18 protein-coding genes are annotated in these 21,340 nt (G+C 74.1%); 11 read left to right on the forward strand and 7 right to left on the reverse strand.

Annotated elements, in window-relative coordinates; genetic code table 11:
* The first annotated feature begins 4 nt into the window (after positions 1-4).
* Entirely contained in the window at positions 5-1,183 is a 1,179-nt protein-coding gene (gene coaE / locus FHX31_RS07120) for a dephospho-CoA kinase (protein WP_030274131.1), read from the forward strand.
* Positions 1,184-1,234: 51 nt separating this feature from the next.
* Here coaE and FHX31_RS07125 read toward each other — a convergent pair whose 3' ends face one another.
* A complete protein-coding gene (locus tag FHX31_RS07125; protein WP_240638433.1) occupies positions 1,235-2,854 on the reverse strand; it encodes a hypothetical protein in 1,620 nt (539 codons plus the stop codon).
* A 296-nt stretch (positions 2,855-3,150) separates the two neighbouring features.
* Here FHX31_RS07125 and uvrB point away from each other — a divergent pair, with 296 nt between their 5' ends.
* From uvrB to FHX31_RS07145, 4 genes are all read left to right on the forward strand, one after another.
* Positions 3,151-5,256, forward strand: coding sequence for an excinuclease ABC subunit UvrB (uvrB, locus tag FHX31_RS07130; protein ID WP_013287500.1), 2,106 nt, complete (start codon positions 3,151-3,153; stop codon positions 5,254-5,256).
* Positions 5,257-5,281: 25 nt separating this feature from the next.
* Positions 5,282-6,118 carry a helix-turn-helix domain-containing protein gene (locus FHX31_RS07135; protein WP_091331164.1) on the forward strand — a complete coding sequence of 279 codons (837 nt, stop codon included), beginning with the start codon at positions 5,282-5,284 and terminating at the stop codon, positions 6,116-6,118.
* A 25-nt stretch (positions 6,119-6,143) separates the two neighbouring features.
* Positions 6,144-6,512: a VOC family protein gene (locus FHX31_RS07140; protein WP_091331165.1), complete on the forward strand. Its 369-nt coding sequence runs from the start codon at positions 6,144-6,146 to the stop codon at positions 6,510-6,512.
* An 85-nt stretch (positions 6,513-6,597) separates the two neighbouring features.
* Entirely contained in the window at positions 6,598-7,497 is a 900-nt protein-coding gene (locus FHX31_RS07145; RefSeq protein ID WP_013475858.1) for a DUF5753 domain-containing protein, read from the forward strand.
* 108 nt (positions 7,498-7,605) lie between these two features.
* Here FHX31_RS07145 and FHX31_RS07150 read toward each other — a convergent pair whose 3' ends face one another.
* Positions 7,606-7,899: an antibiotic biosynthesis monooxygenase family protein gene (locus FHX31_RS07150; RefSeq protein ID WP_091331166.1), complete on the reverse strand. Its 294-nt coding sequence runs from the start codon at positions 7,897-7,899 to the stop codon at positions 7,606-7,608.
* Positions 7,900-8,290: 391 nt separating this feature from the next.
* On the opposite strand from FHX31_RS07150, the gene FHX31_RS07155 reads away from it, so the two are divergent.
* Positions 8,291-9,289 (forward strand): TerC family protein, encoded by a 999-nt coding sequence (locus FHX31_RS07155; protein WP_013287495.1) that lies wholly within the window; start codon positions 8,291-8,293, stop codon positions 9,287-9,289.
* Positions 9,290-9,347: 58 nt separating this feature from the next.
* Here FHX31_RS07155 and FHX31_RS07160 read toward each other — a convergent pair whose 3' ends face one another.
* Complete coding sequence (locus tag FHX31_RS07160) at positions 9,348-10,388, reverse strand: C40 family peptidase (RefSeq protein ID WP_123111168.1); 1,041 nt, start codon at positions 10,386-10,388, stop codon at positions 9,348-9,350.
* 57 nt (positions 10,389-10,445) lie between these two features.
* Positions 10,446-11,543 (reverse strand): mandelate racemase/muconate lactonizing enzyme family protein, encoded by a 1,098-nt coding sequence (locus FHX31_RS07165; protein WP_184975561.1) that lies wholly within the window; start codon positions 11,541-11,543, stop codon positions 10,446-10,448.
* 44 nt (positions 11,544-11,587) lie between these two features.
* Between FHX31_RS07165 and FHX31_RS07170 the strand changes: the two genes are divergently transcribed.
* Positions 11,588-12,385 (forward strand): tyrosine-protein phosphatase, encoded by a 798-nt coding sequence (locus FHX31_RS07170; RefSeq protein WP_013475861.1) that lies wholly within the window; start codon positions 11,588-11,590, stop codon positions 12,383-12,385.
* A gap of 5 nt (positions 12,386-12,390) precedes the next feature.
* On the opposite strand, the gene FHX31_RS07175 is transcribed toward FHX31_RS07170, so the two are convergent.
* Positions 12,391-13,257 carry a serine hydrolase gene (locus tag FHX31_RS07175; RefSeq protein ID WP_114920987.1) on the reverse strand — a complete coding sequence of 289 codons (867 nt, stop codon included), beginning with the start codon at positions 13,255-13,257 and terminating at the stop codon, positions 12,391-12,393.
* Positions 13,258-13,330: 73 nt separating this feature from the next.
* On the opposite strand from FHX31_RS07175, the gene FHX31_RS07180 reads away from it, so the two are divergent.
* Positions 13,331-13,996 carry a class I SAM-dependent methyltransferase gene (locus tag FHX31_RS07180; protein ID WP_184975564.1) on the forward strand — a complete coding sequence of 222 codons (666 nt, stop codon included), beginning with the start codon at positions 13,331-13,333 and terminating at the stop codon, positions 13,994-13,996.
* Positions 13,997-14,128: 132 nt separating this feature from the next.
* Here the strand turns inward: FHX31_RS07180 and typA are convergent, their stop codons facing one another.
* Positions 14,129-15,997: a translational GTPase TypA gene (gene typA, locus FHX31_RS07185; protein WP_013287489.1), complete on the reverse strand. Its 1,869-nt coding sequence runs from the start codon at positions 15,995-15,997 to the stop codon at positions 14,129-14,131.
* A gap of 131 nt (positions 15,998-16,128) precedes the next feature.
* Here typA and FHX31_RS07190 point away from each other — a divergent pair, with 131 nt between their 5' ends.
* On the forward strand, positions 16,129-17,601 hold the full coding sequence (locus FHX31_RS07190; RefSeq protein WP_013287488.1) for a DedA family protein: 1,473 nt from the start codon (positions 16,129-16,131) through the stop codon (positions 17,599-17,601).
* Between the two features lie 32 nt (positions 17,602-17,633).
* Positions 17,634-18,503 (forward strand): lytic transglycosylase domain-containing protein, encoded by an 870-nt coding sequence (locus FHX31_RS07195; RefSeq protein ID WP_013287487.1) that lies wholly within the window; start codon positions 17,634-17,636, stop codon positions 18,501-18,503.
* Positions 18,504-18,557: 54 nt separating this feature from the next.
* On the opposite strand, the gene FHX31_RS07200 is transcribed toward FHX31_RS07195, so the two are convergent.
* Positions 18,558-20,684 (reverse strand): MMPL family transporter, encoded by a 2,127-nt coding sequence (locus tag FHX31_RS07200; protein ID WP_184975567.1) that lies wholly within the window; start codon positions 20,682-20,684, stop codon positions 18,558-18,560.
* 136 nt (positions 20,685-20,820) lie between these two features.
* On the opposite strand from FHX31_RS07200, the gene FHX31_RS07205 reads away from it, so the two are divergent.
* Positions 20,821-21,339, forward strand: a complete 519-nt coding sequence (locus FHX31_RS07205; protein ID WP_030274141.1) for a MarR family winged helix-turn-helix transcriptional regulator — start codon at positions 20,821-20,823, stop codon at positions 21,337-21,339.
* The last annotated feature ends 1 nt before the right edge of the window (position 21,340 follow it).

Here is a 21,340-nt window from a genome sequence, read left to right on the forward strand (position 1 = left end):
CCGGGTGCTGAAGGTGGGGCTGACCGGCGGAATCGGATCGGGCAAGAGCGCGGTGGCGAGCCGGCTCGCCACGCTGGGCGCGGTGATCGTCGACTCGGACCGCATCGCCCGCGAGATCGTCGCGCCCGGCACCGACGGGCTGGCCGAGGTCGTCGCCGCCTTCTCCGAGAAGGTCCTGGACGCCGACGGGGCGCTGGACCGGGCCGCCCTCGGCGCGCTGGTCTTCGGCGACGAGGCGGCCCGCCGCACGCTCGAAGGGATCACCCACCCCCGGGTACGCGCGCGCAGCGCCGAGCTGGCCGCCGCCGCCCCCGCCGACGCGATCGTGGTGAACGACGTACCGCTGCTGGCCGAGGTGGGACTCGCGCCGACGTACCACCTGGTGGTCGTGGTGCAGACGGCCGTGCCGACCCGGATGGCCCGGCTGACCCGCGACCGGGGCATGGCCCCGGCGGAGGCCGAGCGGCGCATCGCCGCGCAGGCCGACGACGCCACCCGCCGTGCGATCGCCGACGTGCTCCTGACCAACGACGGCACGCTCACCGACCTGCACGCCGCCGTGGACGCCCTCTGGCGGGACCGCCTGTCGCCCTACGAGCGCAACGTCCGCGAACGCCGCGCCGTCCCGCCCGACCCGGCGGCGCTCGCCGGACCGGACCCGACCTGGCCCGAGCAGTACGCCCGGCTGGCCGCCCGGATCCGCCACGCGGCCGGCGGTGAGATCCGGGTCGACCACGTCGGCTCCACCGCCGTGCCGGGACTCGCCGCGCCGGACGTGATCGACATCCAGGTGACTGTGTCCTCGCTGAACGAGGCGGACGGGCCGCTCGCGCAGCGGCTGGCCGAGGCGGGTTTCCCGCGGCTGCCGGGCGAGTGGTGGGACGCCCCGCGACAGCCGGAGCCGGTGCGCTGGGCCAAGCGGCTGCACGGCGGCGCGGACCCGGCGCGCCCGGTGCGCCTGCACCTGCGGGAGGCCGGTTCGCCCGGCTGGCGGTACGCGCTGCTGATGCGCGACCACCTGCGCGCCGACCCGGCGCGGCGGGCCGACTACCTCCAGGTGAAGCGGGAGCTGGCGGCCGCCGCGCCGGAGCACGCCGCCTGGGGCACGGTGACCGATCCCTGGTTCGACGAGGAGCACCTGCGCGCCGAGGAGTGGGCCGCGCAGACCGGCTGGCGGCCCTGACCGGGCCGTCCCGGCGGCGCCGGTTCGGCGGACCGCGGAGGCCGCGCCGGTTCAGCGCGACGTCGAGGCCGACGATCCGCCGCTGCCCGCCGCACGACCCGGCGTGAGGTCCAGCCGGATCCACACGCCCGGCCCGGTCCGCAGCTCCATCCGGTGCGGCACACCGCCCCGGTCCAGCCACAGGCGTCTGCCGCCCGGCACCTCGAACACGTCGACCGTCCGGTCGCCCAGCCGGTCCTCCCGGACCCGGACGGTGTCACCGGCGGGCGCGCGCCGGGCCGCCCGCAGCGCCGCGTCGAACAGCCGGTCCAGGTCGTCGCCGGGCGGGCGCGCGGGGGCCGCGAGCAGCGCGGCCGGCACCGGTGCCGGGGGAGTGGCGGGCCCGTCGGGGGACCGCTGCACCTCGGCCACCCGTCCCGGCCGGACCCACCGGAGGGTACGCCTGCCGCTGCCCTCCTCGGTCACCGCGAGGTACGCCGACGGGCTCGTCCAGTCCACCGTGCCGGTGGCCCGCAGGTTCGCCGACGGGGCGAGCGGAGCGGCCACCGTCACCGCCGCGCCGCGCAGTGCCCGGAGCCGGGCGGGCAGCGCGGCCAGCCGGGCGACTTCGTCATCGGTGAGCGCCCGGGGCTGCCCGGGCCGGCCGCCGAGGGCGTCCACCGGATGCAGTGTGGGCCGGTCGGCGCGGGTCAGGTCGACGGTGACGGGTGTGCCGTCGGCCAGCCGGCCGGTGAGCCGGTGCAGCCGGGCGTCGGCGTCCACCCACAGCGTCGGCCGCGGGTCACCAGGCGGTGCGAGGGATGCCTGGAGCACGTCCACCGGGATGCCGCCGACCCGGTCGGCGCGTAGCCACCGGCCGTCCGCGGCGGGCCTGTCGACCCGGTCGGCGCCGAGCCCGATCAGCAGGTCGCGTACCGCGCCGAGGCCGTGCCCGCCGGCCGGGGACCGCATCCGCCACCGGTCCGCCGGCGGCACCAGCGGGGGCCGGGCCGGGGTGGGCAGCGCGCCGGGGTCGGGCCGCACCAGCAGTGCGGACGCGGTGGCCTGGACCAGGCCCCTGTCGTCGCCCGCGCCCGGGCCGCCGACGTCCAGATAGACCAGAGGGCGGGCCCAGTCGACCCAGCCGACCAGTTCGGTACGGGCGCCGCCGGCGCCGACCGTGACCCGGACGCCGGCGCGTACGTCGCGCAGGTTGGTGACCCGCAGCGCGGCCACCCGGTCGGCCTCGGCGGCGGTGAGCGGGCGTGCCGTCCCGGTGTCGTCGCCGCGGCCGGGTACCCAGGTCAGCAGCCCGGCGACGAGCGTCGCGGCGGAGAGCGCGGCGGCTGCCACGAGCGCGGCGAGCGCGATCCGGCGCCGGTCCGGCCCGTCCGGCGGGTCGTCGGCGCCGTCCAGTTCCGGGTCGCCGCCCGGCCGGGTGGTGAGTGTGGGACGGCGGCCGGCGAGCGGGTCGGCGCGGCGGCGCCGGCCAGCCACGGTGGCGGGCCGGGTCGGCGCGCCGGTGCGGCCGCGGCGGTGGCCGCGACCCGGTTCCCGGGGTACGGCCTGGTCGCCGTCGCCACGTGCGGAGAGCCGGTGCGGGCGGCTCACGCCGCGCTGGCGGCCCGGCTCGTCGGCGGGCGGGGGCGTGCCGGGCTCGCGTCGCGGCCGGCGGTCGGGAGAGGTCCCCACGAGTGGAGAACGCGAGAGCGGGGTTTCGGTGACGAGCAGGGGCGCTCGCGGCGGCCGGTCAGCGCTGCGCGCGACCACCGTCGGCGCGCACGCCGGTCGTCCCGGGTGCTGCGGCCCTGGCGCCGGGGGCGACCGGCCCGCGAGGGGCGATCACCGGCCCGGTCGGCCGCCGCGAGCGGCCTACGGTACGAGGGTAGACCGGTGAGATGAGCCACACAATGGGAATATCGAAGCCGATCAGGGACGGTCGGTGGTCGTGGCCGGAAGTGTCGGACCGCGGGCGTACGGTTGGTGTCATGGCGCTCGACATTCCCCGGCTCGACGGCCGCTTCCAGGTCGTCAGTGAGTTCCAGCCGGCCGGTGACCAGCCGGCTGCCATCGACGAGCTTGAGCGTCGCGTGCGGCGCGGCGACCGCAACACGGTGCTGCTCGGCGCGACCGGCACGGGCAAGAGCGCCACCACGGCGTGGCTGGTCGAGCGGCTCCAGCGGCCGACCCTGGTGCTCGCCCCCAACAAGACCCTCGCCGCCCAGCTCGCGAAGGAGTTCGGCGAGCTGATGCCGCACAACGCGGTCGAATACTTCGTCTCCTACTACGACTACTACCAGCCCGAGGCCTACATCCCGCAGACCGACACCTACATCGAGAAGGACTCCTCGATCAACGAGGAGGTGGAGCGGCTGCGGCACTCGGCCACGATGTCGCTGCTCACCCGGCGGGACGTCATCGTGGTCGCCACCGTCTCGGCGATCTACGGCCTGGGCACGCCGGAGGAATACCTCGACCGGGCCGTGCGGGTCAAGGTCGGGCAGGAGCTGGACCGTGACCAGCTGCTGCGCCGGCTGGTCGACATTCAATACGCGCGCAACGACATGGCCTTCCAGCGCGGCACCTTCCGGGTCCGCGGCGACACGCTGGAGATCATCCCGGCGTACGAGGAGCTGGCGGTCCGGATCGAGCTGTTCGGTGACGAGATCGAGAAGCTCTACTACCTCAACCCGCTGACCGGTGACGTGGTCCGCGAGGTCGACAGCCTGATGATCTTCCCGGCCACGCACTACGCCGCCGGTCCCGAGCGGATGGAACGGGCGATCCGCGACATCGAGGCCGAGCTGGGCGAGCGGCTGGCCGAGTTGGAACGGCAGGGCAAGCTGCTGGAGGCCCAGCGGCTGCGCATGCGCACCACCTACGACATCGAGATGATGCGCCAGGTGGGCTTCTGCTCCGGCATCGAGAACTACTCCATGCACATCGACGGCCGGCTGCCGGGCAGCCCGCCGCACTGCCTGCTCGACTACTTCCCCGACGACTTCCTCACGGTGGTCGACGAGTCGCACGTGACCATCCCGCAGATCGGCGGCATGTACGAGGGCGACGCCTCCCGCAAGCGGATGCTCATCGACCACGGCTTCCGGCTCCCCAGCGCCGCCGACAACCGGCCGCTGCGCTTCGACGAGTTCCTGGAGCGGGTGGGCCAGATGGTCTTCCTTTCCGCCACCCCCGGCCCGTGGGAGCTGGAGCAGGCGCAGGGCGAGTTCGTCGAGCAGGTGATCCGGCCCACCGGCCTGATCGACCCCGAGGTGGTGGTCAAGCCGACCAAGGGGCAGATCGACGACCTCATGCACGAGATCAAGCTGCGTACCGAGCGGGACGAGCGGGTGCTCGTCACCACGCTCACCAAGAAGATGGCCGAGGACCTCTCCGACTACCTGCTGGAGAACGGCATCCGGGTGCGCTACCTGCACTCCGAGGTCGACACCCTGCGCCGTGTCGAGCTGCTGCGCGAGCTGCGCAAGGGCGACTACGACGTGCTGGTCGGCATCAACCTGCTCCGGGAGGGTCTCGACCTGCCCGAGGTCTCGCTCGTGGCGATCCTCGACGCCGACAAGGAGGGCTTCCTGCGCAGCGGCCGGTCGCTGATCCAGACCATCGGTCGCGCGGCCCGTAACGTCTCCGGCCAGGTCCACATGTACGCCGACAAGATCACGCCGTCGATGGCGGACGCGATCGACGAGACCAACCGGCGCCGGGCCAAGCAGATCGCGCACAACGAGGCGAACGGCATCAAGCCGGAGCCGCTGCGCAAGAAGATCCACGACATCCTCGACGACATCTACCGCGAGGCGGAGGACACCGAGAACAGCAACGTCGGCGGGGCGGTGCGGCAGTTGTCGCGGGGCAAGGCGCCGGTCAAGGAGACCCGCAGCCGCCGGGGCGCCGCGGCCACCCCGTCGCGGGAGGGGATGGCCCGGGCCGACCTGGCCAACCTCATCCAGGAGCTCAACGACCAGATGCTCGCCGCCGCGCGCGAGCTGCAGTTCGAGCTGGCCGCGCGGATCCGCGACGAGGTGGCCGACCTCAAGAAGGAGCTGCGCGGGATGGACGCCGCAGGGGTCCGGTGACCGGCGTGACGGCCGAGGCGGCGCGATGCTGACCGAGGCCGTCATCGGGCGGCCCGACCCGCGGCTGCGCCAGTGGGTGGACCGCTACCTCGGCTACCGCGAGGACGCGCCCGTCCCGCTCGTACGCCGGGAGGTGGCGGGCGCGTTCGTGGTGCTGATCCTCGGCTGGGGCGACCCCCTCGACGTGACCGACCCGCGTGCCCCCGGTGAGGGCGCGTACGCCGCCAACGCCTTCCTGGCCGGCCCGTTCGACGGCTGGTGCGCCACCCGGACGGCCGGAACCGGCACCGGGGTGCAGGTGCTGCTCACCGCCCCGGCGGCACGCCGCCTGCTCGGGCTGCCCCTGGCCGAGCTGACCAACCGGGCGGTGCCTCTCGACGCGGTGGCGGGCTGGCTGGCCCGGCTGCGCGACGAGCTGGCCGGCGAGCCGGGCTGGCCGGAGCGCTTCGCCCGGCTCGACGCCGCCCTGGCCGCACGGCTGGCGGCGACCGCGCCGCTGGACCCGCACCTGGCGGCGGCCTGGCGGCGTCTGGACGGCAGCGGGGGAGCGGTCGGCGTGACCACGCTCGCCGGGGAACTGGGCTGGTCCCGCCGCCACCTGTCGGTCCGGTTCCGGCGGGAGTTCGGCCTGCCGCCGAAGACCGTCGCCCGCCTGCTGCGCTTCGAGCGGGCGTACGCGAGCCTGGGCCGGACGCTGCTCACCGCGGACGCCGCCGTGCCGGACGACTCCGGGTGGGCGGAGCGGGCCGCCCGGTGGGGCTACTACGACCAGTCGCACCTGATCCGGGAGTTCCGCGAGTTCGCCGGCGCCACTCCGGCCGCGCTGACCGCGCCCGGATCGCATTCGTCCAATCCGGCCTGACCGCCCCGGCGGCAGACTGACGTTCATGCGAAGCATCTATCCGGTCCTGCGGTATCCCGACGTGCGAGCCGCCGCCGACTTCCTCTGTTCCGCGTTCGGCTTCACGGTGCGCGAGGCCCACGAACTCCCCGACGGCACGATCGGCCACGCCGAGCTGGCGTACGGCGACGACCTGGTGATGCTCGGCCCAGGCCCGGCGCCGCAGTCCCGGCCCGCCGACGACGACTACCGCGTCTACGTGGCGCTCGACGACGTTGACGCGCATCACGAGCGGGCCCGGGCGGCCGGGGCGGAGATCGTCCGGGCGCCGTTCGACACCGACTACGGCTCCCGTGACTACGCCGCCCGCGACCTGGCCGGGCTGGTGTGGTCGTTCGGCACCTACCGCCCCTGAGCGCTCAGCCCGCACGGTTGCGCTGTGTGGGCGAGGTATTGCCGAGCGTGACGGTGATGCGTACGCTCCCTCCCGGGAGGCGTGCATGCCGTTGTCAGCAAGTCCTGTGGTCCGGAGGGCGAGGCTCGGCGTGGAGCTGCGCCGGCTGCGTCGTCGCGAGTCGCTCACGCTCGAACAGGTCTGCGCCCGGCTGGGCTGGGCGTCCACGTCGAAGCTGTCCCGCATCGAGCTGGGGCAGAGCCGGCCCGACCTGGCCGACGTGCTCGACCTGCTCGACGTCTACGAGGTGCCGTCACCGCAGCGCGACGAGCTGATCGTCATCGCCCGCGACGCCGCCACCGGCCGGGGCTGGTCGAAGGCGCTCGGCGAGATGGGGGAGCGCCAGCGGGCGTACGCCGAGCTGGAGGCGGGCGCGGAGCGCATCGTGGAGTACCAGTGCGTGCTGGTGCCCGGCCTGCTCCAGACCCCGGCGTACGCCCGCCTGCGCGTGTCGGCCGGTGCGGCACTTGGCGGGGAGGTGGACGTGGAGGCCGACGTGCGCGCCCGGGTGGCACGCCAGGAACTGCTGATCCGGCCGGACCCGCCGCACTACACCGCACTGTTGGACGAGCGTGTCTGCGACCCGGACGGCCTGCCCGCGGACGTGTGGCGCGACCAGATGCGGCATCTGCTCGCGCTCGCCGAACGGCCACGCGTCACCGTCCGGGTGCTGCGTTCCGCGGCGTCGAGCGGCGGCGGGCCGCACCCGCTGGCGCCGTTCTCGTACTACGCCTACCCGGATCCGGAGGACCCGCGCACGGTGCTGGTGGAGACGCTCACCACCGACCTGCGGCTGGTCGCCGAGGCGGATGTGGCCCACTACGAGCGGGTCATCGAGCGGCTGCTGGCGGCGGCGCTGCCGGCGGACGCCTCCGCGGAGCTGGTGGCCCGGCGGCTCGGTGCGGCGCCGGTGCCCCGGCCGCGCGATCCGCACGAGCTGGAGTGAGCCGCACGGCCCGCCGCCGGTGAGGCGCGACCACCGGGCCCGGCGCCCCCGATGCCCGTCGGGACCGGTGGCCGCGCAGCGCGCAGGCTACGGCAGGGGTACGACAGTTCAGGCCGGAACGTCGATGAAGTGCTCGACCAGCGGCGGGCCGGCGAAGTGCGGGCCGATCAGCCCGCGCCACTGCGCGAACCGCTCGGTCTGGCGGAAGTTCACGTCGTGCGCCTCGACCGAGTCCCACTCGACGAGCAGCACGAACCGGGTGGGCGACTCCACGCCCCGGGTCATCCGAACGGAGCGGCAGCCTTCGGCGCTGGCGAGGATCGGCCGCGCCTGCGCGTAGGCGGCGGCGAACTCGTCCTCGTGTCCGGGCGTGACATCGATCAGCGCGACCTCAAGAACCATGCAGGCAGCCTGCCATGCCGGCCCGCCGCCGGTACGTCCCGGGTGACGTCCCGGCGCGCCGCCCACAAGGGATGGCTAGCCTCCTAGGACGCGCCGCGCGACGTGAGCCGCAGCACGTCGAGAGATCGACGGGTGGCCCGGAGATGCGCCACCTGGGTGCGATGGTGAACAATGGCGGCCGAGGAGGGGAGTATTCCCCCGCGACGGAGTCGTCAGCACGGAAGAGCGCCGGCACCCCCGGTGGCCCGACCCGGCTCCGCCGGTCGGAACCCGGCACCCGGGTTCCGGCGGAAGAGACCTCCGACAGTCACCCCTGTCAGCGTCGACGCACCCCGGCACCAACACCCGGCGTACGGTGTGCCCGACGCAGCGTGTCTGCCGGAGGATGGATTTGAACGTGTCCGCATTGGTGTGGGCGGTAACGCTGATCGCGATGATCGCGGTCCTGCTCGCCGACCTGTTCATCATCGGCCGGCGGCCGCACGAGCCGAGTGTCCGCGAGTCCAGCCTGTGGGTGGGCTTCTACGTCGGCCTGGCGCTGCTCTTCGGCGTGGTGCTCTGGCTGACCGCGGGGGGCCGCGTCGCAGGCGAGTTCTACACGGGCTGGCTCACCGAGTACAGCCTCTCGGTGGACAACCTCTTCGTCTTCGTGATCATCATGGCCCGGTTCGGGGTGCCCCGGCAGTACCAGCAGAAGGTGCTGCTCGTCGGCATCATCCTGGCGCTGATCATGCGTGGTGGTTTCATCGCGGCCGGCGCGGCGCTGATCTCCCAGTTCTCCTGGGTGTTCTACATCTTCGGCGCGTTCCTCATCTACACCGCGGTGAACCTGGCCCGGCAGGGCGAGCCGGACGAGGACGAGTTCAGCGAGAACCTGCTGATCCGGTGGAGCCGCAAGGCGCTCCCGCTGTCCCGGGACTACGACGGGGCGCGGATGACCACCCACGAGCACGGGCGGCGCCTGTTCACCCCGATGCTGATTGTGATGATCGCGATCGGCACCACCGACCTGATCTTCGCGCTGGACTCGATCCCGGCGATCTTCGGCATCACCCAGGAGCCGTACCTGGTCTTCACCGCCAACGTGTTCGCGCTGATGGGACTGCGGCAGCTCTACTTCCTGCTCGGCGGCCTGCTGGACCGGCTCATCTACCTCAGCTACGGCCTGGCGGTGGTGCTCGGCTTCATCGGCGTGAAGCTGGTGCTGGAGGCGCTGGCCGAGAACAACCTGCCGTTCATCAACGGCGGCGAGCACGTGGCGTGGGCCCCGCACATCCCGATCTGGCTCTCGCTCACTGTCATCCTCGGCACCCTGGCCGTGGCCACCGCTGCCAGCCTGGCGAAGTCGTCCCGGGACCGGCGCCGGGAACTGGCCCAGGCCCGCCGCTGACCCACCCGTACCGTAGGGGCGCTCCCATCCCCGGGGGCGCCCCGCGGCGTGTCAGGGGTCAGACGCGGTAGGCGCCGACGAGGGTGGCGGTCCGGTCGGCCGGCAGCTCCTCCTCGACCACCCGGCGGGTCAGATAGCAGGCGTGCAGCATCCGGCGCCGGCCGCCGCGCGGCTCGGCCGACACGATCCCGACGTGGTGGATGCGCCGGCCGGGCCGGGCGAAGAAGTAGAGGTCGCCGGGGCGTTCGGCGTCCAGCGGCACCCGCGAGGTCGCCGCCGCCTGGTCGTCGGCGTCGCGCGGCAGCGTGATCCCGTACCGCCGCCAGGCCAGGTGCACCAGCCCGGAGCAGTCGATGCCGTCGGTGGACATGCCGCCCCAGACGTAGACCAGGTCGCGCAGCCGTTCGGCGACCGCGAGCACCTTCTCGGCCTCGGGACGCTCGGCGGGCAGCGGCACCAGGTCGTCCTCCGTGGCCCAGAGCGGGTCGGCCCGCCCGGGTACGCGGACCGGGCGTCTGCCGTCCACCGGCGGGCCGGCCGGGGTGAGCCGGGTGCCGAGGACCACGCCGGTGAGCGCCGCGTCGCCGTCCGGCTCGGCGCGCAACGCGGTGTGGGCGACGTCGACAGTCAGCGGAGCGTCGGCGGCCGAGCCGGAGCCGGCCGGACCAGGACCGGCCGGGCCGGTACCGGCCGGTGCCGGTGCGGCCGGTCCTGGTCCGGACAGAGCGGGGCCGGCCGGGCCGACGTCGGTCGGATCAGGGGAGGACGGGTCGGCGTCGGCCGGATCGGCCAGGTGGGCGGCCCGCAGCCACCCCGGGTAGCCGTCGGCGCCGAGCTTCGCCGCGGGCTGGCCCAGCGCCACCACCCGCACCCAGCCGTCCGGCCGGGTCTCGGTGACGCGCACCGGCTCGCCGAGCAGCAGCTGGGTCAGGACGCAGTCGCCGACGAGCTGGTCGCGGTCCATGCCCGCGATCCAGGCGGCCACGTCGGGGGAGCCGGCGAGGGCGGGGCAGTCGATCGGACGTACCGCCTCGGGCGCGGTCCAGAGGGTCGCCACCGGTACCCGTACGACGGCCCGGCGGCCGGGCTGAGGCGCCACGCGTACCCCTCTCTGCGGTGGTCGTCGGGGCGACCATATGAAAAATTCTGACGTTGCTCAAGCATGTGTCTGAATTTTAGCTTCACGCAGTCCGGTGACTCCCAGGCCCGGCGCGTCCGGCAGCAGCACGCTCGCGCCCTCGTACCGGATGCCGCCGCTGACCGGCGACCAGGCCAGCCACCAGGCGGCGTCGAGGTCCGACACGGCAGTGGTGCCGTAGGCGGCGACCAGGCTGGCCGCGGCGCCGACCCCCACCGGGCCCTCCATCATCGAGCCGACGATGGTGCCCATGCCGTGCACGGCGGCCAGGTCGAGCAGCGTGCGGGCCGGTTGCAGGCCGCCGCACTTGGCCAGCTTCACGTTGACCATGTCGGCGGCCCGCCGCCGGATCACCTCGACCAGGTCGCGCACGTCGAAGACCGACTCGTCGGCCAGGATCGGCAGGTCCACCCGGTCGCTGACCCAGGCCAGCCCGTCCAGGTCGCGGCGGTGCACCGGCTGCTCGACCAGCTCCACGTCGAGCCCCGCGTCCTCGATCGCGCGGATCACCCGCACCGCCTCCCGGGGCGTCCAGCCCTGGTTGGCGTCCAGCCGGATCCGTACGTCCGGGCCGACCGCGGCGCGCACCGCGCGGACCCGGTCCAGGTCGCCGCGGGCGTCCGTGCCGACCTTGAGCTTGAGCACCGTGAACCCCTCGGCGCCGCGCCGCGCCGCCGTCGCGGCCAGGTCGACCGCGTCACCGGCGGCCAGCGTGACGTCGGTCGGCACGCGCAGCGCCGTGCCACCGAGCAGACGCACCAGGGGTACGCCGAGCCGCCGCGCGGCCAGGTCGTGCAGCGCCACGTCGAGCGCCGCCTTCGCCGACTCGTTGCCCACCACGGCGCGGTGCACCAGGGCACAGGCGGCCTGGAGGTCGTCGGCGTCGCGGCCGATCAGCAGCGGCGCGAGCAGTTCGCGTACGCACGCCTCGGCGCCCGCCACCGACGCGCCGGTGACCTGCCAGACCTGCGGCGCCTCCCCGAAGCCGGACCGGCCGTCGCCGTCGACCACCTCCACGACCAGGGTGTCCACGCTGGTGGTGCGGCGCAGCGCGGTGACGAACGGGGTGTGTAAGGGGGCCGACAGACGGTGGGTGCGTACCGCGGCGATCGTCATGTGGGGCACCCTATAGCCAACTGGCGGCGAGCAGGGGAGGGCCGATGGCCGGGCGGGAATGGGAGCTGGTGGGCGCGCCGAACGCGCGTGACCTGGGTGGACTGCCGACGACCGACGGGCGGCGGGTACGGGCGGGGCGGCTCATCCGCACGCCCGCGCTGGGCCGGCTCACCGACGAGGACCTGCCGGTGCTGGGCAAGCTGGGACCGGCGTGCGTGGTGGACCTGCGTGACGTCCACGAGCAGGCGGTGGCCCCGCCGGACCGGCTGGTCGGGGAGCCCCGCACCGTGCACCTGCCGGTCTACGACGCGGCGCACCCGGTGTTCACGTACGTCTCGGCGGTGTTGCAGGGCCACGACCTGGACGCGTACGCGGCGCTGGCCCGCGAGGGCATGCCGGGGGCGATGACGGCGATCTACCGCTGGTTCGTCACCGGGGAGTCGGCGCGGGCCGGGTTCGGTGCGGCGGTGCGGCTGGCCGCCGAAGGCGCGAACCTGCCGCTGCTGTTCCACTGCTCGGCCGGCAAGGACCGCACCGGCTGGCTGTCGGTGGTGCTGCTGACCGCGCTGGGCGTGGAGGATGAGGCGATCCGCGCCGACTACCTGGTGCACAACGAGCTGACCGAGAGCCTGCGCGAGGTGCTGCTGTCAGCGATGATCCAGCGCCGGCCGGACCTGGACCCGGCGGTGGCCCGGCCGCTGCTGGAGGTGCGCCCGGAATACCTGGACGCCGCCTACGACGAGGTGCGCCGCGCGCACGGCTCGTTCGACGCGTACCTGCGGGACGGTCTGGGGGTGACCGACGCGGACCGCGCCGCGCTGCGCGAGCGGCTGCTGGAGTAGCCGGGTCAGCCGGCCAGGTCGTGCCGGGCGGCCCAGACCCGCTCGGAGACGTGCGCGATCAGCCGGCACGCGTCGTCGGAGACCTCGTCGCCGTCCGCGCCGCCGTCGGCCAGGTCGGTGGTGGTGCAGACGACGATCGTGTACGGCGGCGCGTCGTCCGGGAACACCACTCCCGCGCCGTGGCGTACGCCGCGTACCCAGCCGTTCTTGTGCGCGATCCGGGTGCCGTCGGGCAGCCCGGCGGCCAGGTCCTCACGGTGTTCCTGCGCGACGAGCACGTCGAGCATGGCGGCGCAGCCGGCCGGCGAGGCGAGCGGGCCGGGCCGGGTCGCGCCGAGCGCCAGCTCACCGAGCACGGCGGCCAGGTCGGCGGCGGTGACCAGGTTGTCGATGCCGGAGTCGCGGGCGGCGAAGTCCTCGATGCCGCGGCCGGTGACGCTGTGCCGCGCCCCGGCGAGCGCCCACGCCTGCGCCACCGCGGGCAGCCCCACCTGGCCGATGCAGATGTTCGTGGCGAGGTTGCTGGACCGGATGATCATCCGTTCGGCGAGCCAGCGCAGCGGCGCCTCGCCGCCGACGCGGTCCCAGACCGCCTCGTCGTTGTCGTAGTCGCGGTCGTTGGCGAACCGGGGCACGCCCGGCAGCGCGGAGTCGAACGAGTTGCGCACCGGCACCGGCGCGTCCAGGTCGAGCCGGCCGGCCTCGGCGGCGCGGAACAGTGCCACCAGCACGGCGAGCTTCATCGTGCTCGCCGCGTAGTGGGTGGCGTCGGCCCGCCGCGTCCACGTGGGCCGCGCGCCGGGACGGCCCACGTACGCGGAGACGGTGCCGGGCACCCGGTCCAGGTGCGCGTCGAGGTCCTCCCAGATCATGTGCGCACCGTAGCCGATCTTCGGGGCGTACGCGGGGCAGCGGCGACCACGGGGGCGGGGCTAGCGTGCGGAGATGACGACCCCGCTGTACGACGACATCGCCGACTGGTACGAGGAGTACGCCAGCGAGACCTCGTCGGTCTACATGGACCGGGTCCGGTCGGTGCTGGCCGACCTGCTCGGTGACGGCCCGGGCCGGTGCGTGGACCTGTGCTGCGGCACCGGGGCGCACGCGGCCGAGCTGCGGCGTCTCGGGTGGACACCGGTGGGAGTGGACCTGTCCGGCGGGCAGCTACGCCACGCCCGCGCCCGGCTGCCGGTGGCCCGCGCCGACGCGACCGCGTTGCCGCTCGCCACCGGCGCCGTACCGGCGGTGGTCTGCGTGCTCGCGCACACCGACATGCCGGACTATCCGGCGGCGGTCGCCGAGGCGGCGCGGGTGCTGGCGCCCGGCGGCCGGCTGCTGCACGTCGGGGTGCACCCGTGCTTCGTGGGCGCGTTCGCCGACCGGTCCGAGCCGGAGCGGATCGTGATCGACGGCGGGTACGCCTCGCGGGACCGCACGGTCCGCTCGTGGAACGCGACCGGCGTCCGGGCGCGGGTGGGCGCGTGGCATCTGCCCCTGGCCGCCCTGCTGGACGCCGTGGCGGCCGCCGGCCTGCGGCTGACCCGGGTGGTCGAGTCCGGCTCCGGCCCGATCCCCGACGTCCTGGCCCTGGAGGCCACCAAACCCCACTGACCCCACCCCCACCCCCGCCGCACCGCCGCCTCGCGCCCACCCCGTCGATGGGGACGGTGGGGACGGGGGAAGGGGGGAGCCCGGTCCGCCTAGGGCGGGCCGGGCTCCGGGTGGGGCTGGTGAGCTGGTGGGTCAGCCGGCGTGCTTGCGGCGGGCGGCCATCCGGCCGCGCTGGGTCTGGTCCAGCACCACCTTGCGGATGCGCACCGCGGCCGGGGTGACCTCGACGCACTCGTCCTCGCGGCAGAACTCCAGCGCCTGCTCCAGGGACAGCTTGCGCGGCGGGATCAGCTTCTCGGTCTCGTCGGCCGTCGACGAGCGCATGTTGGTGAGCTTCTTCTCCTTGGTGATGTTGACGTCCATGTCGTCGGAGCGGGAGTTCTCGCCGACGATCATGCCCTCGTACACCTCGGTGCCCGGCTCGACGAAGAGCTGGCCGCGCTCCTGGAGGTTGGTCATCGCGAACGCGGTGACCGCCCCGGCCCGGTCGGCGACCAGCGACCCGTTGTTGCGGGTGCGCAGCTCGCCGAACCACGGTTCGTACGACTCGAAGACGTGGTGCAGGATGCCGGTGCCGCGGGTCTCGGTGAGGAACTCGGTCCGGAAGCCGATCAGGCCGCGCGCCGGGACCAGCCACTCCATCCGGATCCAGCCGGTGCCGTGGTTGACCAGCTGCTCCATCCGGCCCTTGCGGGTGGCCAGGAGCTGGGTGATCGCACCCAGGTACTCCTCCGGGGAGTCGATGGTCAGCCGCTCGACCGGCTCGCAGGTCTTGCCGTCGATCTCCTTGGTGACGACCTGCGGCTTGCCGACGGTCAGCTCGAAGGACTCGCGGCGCATCTGCTCGACCAGGATCGCCAGGGCCAGCTCGCCGCGGCCCTGCACCTCCCAGGCGTCCGGCCGCTCGGTGGGCAGCACCCGCAGCGACACGTTGCCGATCAGCTCCTTGTCGAGCCGGTCCTTGACCATCCGGGCGGTGACCTTGGCGCCCTTGACCCGGCCGACGAGCGGCGAGGTGTTGGTGCCGATGGTCATCGAGATGGCCGGCTCGTCCACGGTGATCAGCGGCAGCGGCACCGGGTTCTCGGCGTCGGCGAGCGTCTCCCCGATCATGATCTCCGGGATGCCGGCGACGGCGATGATGTCGCCCGGCCCGGCGGACTCGGCCGGCTTGCGCTCCAGGCCCTCGGTCATCAGCAGCTCGGAGATGCGTACCCGCTGGGTGCTGCCGTCGGTGCGGCACCAGGCCACGGTCTGGCCCTTGCTGATCGTGCCCTGGCGGACCCGGCACAGCGCGAGCCGGCCCAGGAACGGCGAGGCGTCGAGGTTGGTGACGTGCGCCTGCAGCGGCGCGCCCTCGTCGTACGCGGGCGCGGGGATGGTGTCCAGCAGGGTGCGGAACAGCGGCTCCAGGCTGCTGCTGTCGTCCGGGACCGCGCCGTCGGCGGGCTGGGTCAGCGAGGCGATGCCGTCGCGGGCGCAGGCGTAGACGATCGGGAAGTCGATCTGCTCCTCGTCGGCGTCCAGGTCGAGGAACAGCTCGTAGGTGTCGTCCACGACCTCCTTGATCCGGGCGTCCGGACGGTCCACCTTGTTGATCACCAGGATGATCGGCAGCCGGGCGCGCAGCGCCTTGCGGAGCACGAACCGGGTCTGCGGGAGCGGACCCTCGCTGGCGTCGACGAGCAGCACGACACCGTCGACCATGGTCAGGCCGCGCTCGACCTCGCCGCCGAAGTCGGCGTGACCGGGGGTGTCGATGATGTTGATGGTGACGGCCTCCGAGCCGTCCGCCGGCAGGTACCGCACGCCGGTGTTCTTGGCGAGGATGGTGATGCCCTTCTCGCGCTCGAGGTCCATCGAGTCCATGACCCGCTCGGTGGTCTCACCACGGGCGCCGTAGGCGCCGGCCTGCCGCAACATGGCGTCGACCAGGGTCGTCTTGCCGTGGTCGACGTGGGCGATGATGGCGACGTTGCGGAGGTCGGTGCGTAGCTGCATACCCTCCATACTCCTGTCTGCGGTTGCCGGGGCACGCCTCGGGGTCACCCCGAGACAACCCGGATCTGCGTCGAAAGTGCTGTGCCGACCGTTCCAGCGACTGGCATGCTGACACCCGTGCGGGGTGTCCGATGCCTGACCTGCTGAGCTGGCTGCAGGAGCTGCCGCCCCTGCTGATCTACGTGGCCGCCGCGGCGATCGTCGCGGCGGAGACCGCGGTGATCGTCGGGCTGCTGATGCCCGGCGAGGCGACCCTGCTTCTGGTCGGCTTCCTAGCGTACGCGGGGACGCTGCGCCTCGCGCCCGTGCTGGTGGCCATGACCGCCGCCGCCGTGATCGGAGACACACTCGCGTGGCGGGCGGGCCGCCGGTACGGCCCCCGTCTGCGCGCCTCGGGCGTGGGTGCCCGGATCGGCGCGCACCGGTGGCGGCGCGCCGACTCGCTGCTGGAGCGCCTCGGCGGCCGGGGCGTCCTCGCGGCCCGCTGGATCGCGTTCGCCCGCACCCTGGCGCCCCGGCTGGCCGGGTCGGCGGGGATGCCGTACCGGCGGTTCGCGCCGTGGAACCTCGCCGGGGTCGCGAGCTGGGTCGGCGCCTCGGTGCTGGCCGGCTACCTGGCCGGTGAGTCGTACGAGCGGGTGTCGAAGCTGCTCGGCCGGGCCACCGGCGCGGTGCTGGCCCTGCTGCTGTGCCTGCTCGCCGTGGTCCTCGCGGGCCGCTGGCTGGGGCGCAACCCGGACCCGGTACGCGCGCTCACGGCGCGGGCCGCCGCGTTGCCGCCGCTGCGCTGGGTGCGGGCCCGGTACGGGGTGCTGTTCTTCCTGGTCGCCATGCGGGTCGGCCCGGCCTGGACCCTGCTGATCAACCTGGCGCTGGGGCTGGCGCTGCTGTTCGTCGCCGGGCTGGCCGTGGCGGTCCTGCTGGAGGCGGTCGTCGCGCACAGCGGGCTGGGTGTCCTCGACGGGCTGGTCGCCGACTGGTTCGCCGCCCGGCGTACCCCCGGGGTGGTCGACACGGCGCTGCTGGCGGTGTCGGTGCTGCGCGGCTGGGTGCTGATCGCCGCGGTCGCCCTGGTCGCCGCGGTGGTGGCGCGGCGGGGCCGGTCGTGGCGGGCCGACCCGCTCGGGGTGCTGGGTACTGTCGGCGCCGCCGTGCCGCTGGTGCTGCTCGTCGTCGTCGCGGACCTGACCGGCCCGGGTGGTCCGGACCGCCCCGGTGACCTGTTCCCGACCCAGAACGCGGTGGTGACCGCGAGCTTCGGCACGCTCGCCTGGCTGCTGTCGCGGGGGGCCCGCTGGCCGGTGGGCGCGGCGGTGTGGACGGCCGCGTCGGCGGGGGTGGTCACCGTCACCGGCGCGCGGCTCTACCTGGGCTTCAGTACGGCGAGCGGCACCGTCACGGCGGTGCTGCTGGGCCTCGCGTGGACGACCGTCTTCGTGGTGGCGTGGGCGACCCGGGACCGGCTGGCCGACCGGGACGAGCGACCGGCCGGCGCGGACCGCGGCGAACGGCCGGCCGACGCGGTGGCGGGGGAGTCGCCGCCCCGGCCCCGGCGCCGCCGGTCCGCGTCGCGGGTACCCCCCGGACCCGTCGATCCTTGCTAGGGTGCGCCGACGGGGGACTACGGGGAGGTCCGATGCGGCGAGGACTCGGCCGGTGGGCCGTGACAGTGGTGGCGCTGCTCGCGGCGGCCACGCTGACGGCGTGCGGCGAGGAGGAACGGCCGGTCCGGGAGGTCGCTGCGGACCTGCCCACGGCGGCCCCGGCGGAGCAACCGCAGGAGGCGCCCGCCGACGCGCCGAGCGAGGAGCCACCGGCGGTCGCGGCGATGGGCGGCCGGCCCAGCCCGAGCGCGTCGGCGAAACCGAAGCCGCGGGCCAAGCCGTCGCGCACGACCACGGCGCCGCTGGCCCGGCCGAAGCCGCCGACCGAGACCCAGGTGCCACCGGCGCCGCCGAAGCCGGTGGACGACGGCTGCAAGCCGAGCTACCGGGGCACCAAGGCCAGCCAGAGTCAGGTCAAGGCGGCGCTCGCCGACGCGGCGGCGCGGACGTACTGGCCGACGTCGGCGCCGGACATCCGCATCCCGTCGGCGCTGCTGAAGGCCACCGCCTGGCAGGAGAGCGGGTGGCAGTCCAACATCATCGCCTGTGACGGCGGGGTCGGGCTGATGCAGGTCATGCCGGCCACGGCGGAGTGGATGAACCAGCGCTTCGGCCAGTCGTACGACATCGACGCCTACCGGGACAACGCCTATCTGGGCGGCACCTACCTGGCCTGGCTGACCAAGTACATCGGCGACATGTACTTCGAGTCCGACTACCGGCTCGACGCCTCGCTGTGCACCGCCGAGCTGAACTCCTGCCTGCTCAACGCCGTGATCGCGGCCTACAACTACGGGCACGGCGCGGTCGCGCGGGAGGATCAGCCGCTGACCATCCCCAACCCGCAGTACGTGCGCAACGTGCGGGCGCTGATGACCGAGTGCGAGTGCCTGAGCTTCTGAGCGACCGGACGAACGGGCGGGGGCCGGCGTACGCGCCGGCCCCCGCCCGTGTCGTCAGTCCCGTGCGGTGACCGGCTCGGCCGGCGTCGCGGCGGGCGCGTCGGCGTCCCGGGTGATCCGCCCGGGCCACCAGAACCGGTCGCCGAGCAGGAACGCCAGCGCCGGCACCAGGACGGTACGGACCAGCAGCGTGTCCAGCAGCACGCCGATGCAGACGATGATGCCGATCTGGGTGAGCGTGATCAGCGGCAGCACGCCGAGCACCGCGAACACCGCGGCCAGCAGGATGCCGGCGCTGGTGATCACGCCGCCGGTGACCCGCAGCGCCGACAGCATGCCGTCGCGGGTGCCGGTGCGGCGCGCGTCCTCCCGGGCCCGGGTGACCAGGAAGATGTTGTAGTCGACGCCGAGCGCCACCAGGAACACGAACGCGAGCAGCAGTACCCCGCTGTCCAGCGCCGGGAAGTCCAGCACGTGGTCGAAGAGCAACCAGGCCGCGCCGAGGCTGGCGAAGAACGAGCCGATGACTGTGAGCACCAGCAGCAGCGGCGCCAGGAGCCCGCGCAGCAGCAGCACCAGCACCGCGCCGACCAGCAGCAGGATGAGCGGCAGGATCAGCTGGAGGTCCTTGGTGTTGGCCTCGTTCGAGTCGTAGGTGGCGGCGACCGAGCCACCGACCAGGGCACCGTCGGGGGCGTCCGCGCCCTCCACGGCGGGCGGTGCCGAGTCCGGTACGGCGGACACGGCGTCGCGCAGCGCCACCACGGCCCGGTCGGAGGCGGCGCTGCCCGGCTCGGCGGTGAGCACCACGTCGATCTGGGCGACCCGGTCCCCGGCGGCGCCGGGCCGCGCCGAGGCGACCCCGTCGACGCCGCTCGCCGCGGCGAGGACCGCCTGGGCGGCCTGCGGGGTGGTGAGCACCGCGACCGGCTGGGTGCTGCCGGCCGGGAACGCCCGGGCGAGCGTCTCGGCTCCGGCGACCGCCTCGGGCTTCTCGCTGAACTGCTCGGTCTCGGACAGCCCGGTGCGGATGCCCAGGCCGCCGAGGGCGAGGCCGGCGAGCAGCAGGACTGCGAGCGCGGCGACCGGCAGCGGCCGGCGGACCACCAGCTCGCCGAGGCGGCCCCAGATCCGGCCCTCGCGGGCGGCGCTGCCGACGCGGGGGACGAACGGCCAGAACAGGCCCCGGCCGAACAGCAGCAGCGCGGCGGGGAGCACGAACAGGGCGGAGAGCATGGCGAGGATCACACCGGTGGCGCAGGCCAGGGCGAGCGCCCGGTTGGTCTCCTGCTCGGACAGCAGCAGCGTGAGCACGCCGAGGACGACGGTGCTGCCGCTGGCCAGGATCGGCTCGGCGGTGCGGCGCAGCGCCGACCGCATGGCGGCGAACCGGTCCTCCTCGCGGCGCAGTTCCTCCCGGTAGCGGGCGATGAGCAGCAGCGCGTAGTTGGTGGCGGTGCCGAACACCAGCACGCTGGCGATGCCCGTCACCTGCCCGCTGGGCAGGTAGATGCCGAAGGCGGGGACGAGGGACTCCACGACGCGCAGCGTGATCTGCTCGGTGGCGCCCACCACCAGCAGCGGCACCAGCCACAGGAACGGGCTGCGGTAGGTGACGAGCAGCAGCACCGCCACCACGGCGGCGGTGACCAGCAGCAGGGTGGTGTCCGCGCCCTGGAACACCTTGCCCAGGTCGGCGGTGAACGCGGGCCCGCCGGTGACCTCGACGGTCAGCTCGCCGGGCAGGTCACCGACGGCCTCGCGGAGCTTCTCCACCTCGTCGACCACCGCCGACGGGCCGCCCTCGGTGGACAGCGGCACCGCGACCAGCGCCACAGTGCCGTCCGGGGAGACCTGGGCGGGGGAGACCCGCCCGCTGGCGGCGAGCGAGCTCAACTCGCCGCCGAGGCCGTCGAGCACGCTGCGGTCGGCCCCGCTCAACGGGGCCCGGTCGGCGCGGCTGACCACCACCAGGGCGGTCTGGGCGTCCTTGGAGGGCAACTGCTCCTGGAGCCGCTCGACCTGCGTCGACTGCCACTCCACGGACAGGCCGGTGTCGGAGACGGGCGCCGGATTGTCCGGCTTCGGTAGCCCGAAGGCGACCACGCCGACGACGAGTGCGGCGGCCAGCGTGAGCCAGGCGGCCAGCCGGCCCCGGACGACGCGGGTGAACAGAGACATCTGATGCCCTCACATATTGGTCGCGGGGGATTCTCTCTTAACGAGTATCTTGATGAGCGAGATTATCCGCGGTGGTTCTATGCTGCAACCGGAACTGTTCGACAGGGGGTGGCGGCAAGCGGTGGCGGCGCACAGGATGTACCGGCGACGTGACGACCCACGCGGGCGCATGGTGGCCGACATCACCAACGACCTGCGTCGTTACTCGGTCGACGCGCAGCACATCGGGCACGCGTTCGCCGGGCTGCACGGGCTCAACGCCACCGACCTGTACGCCCTGATCGCGGTCATGGAGGCCGAGCTGGTGGGCGACCCGATCACCCCCGGCCGGCTCGGCGAGGCGCTCAACCTCTCCTCCGGCTCGGTGACCGCGCTGGTCGACCGGCTGGAACGCGGCGGCCACATCCGGCGCGACCGGGACACCGCCGACCGTCGCAAGATCCTCCTGCACTACGCCGACCGCGGCGCGACGCTGGCGCAGAGCTTCTTCGGGCCGCTGGGTCGCCGTACCGACGAGGTGATGGACCGCTTCAGCGACGACGAGCTGGCCGTGGTGCACCGGTTCATGGCCGAGATGGTGCACTCCATGCGCACCCACCGGGACGAGATCCGCGCCGCTCCCCGTCGCGGCGACGCCTCCGGCCCGGCCGACTGAT

It is taken from the genome of Micromonospora sp. CNZ286, assembly GCF_014207755.1.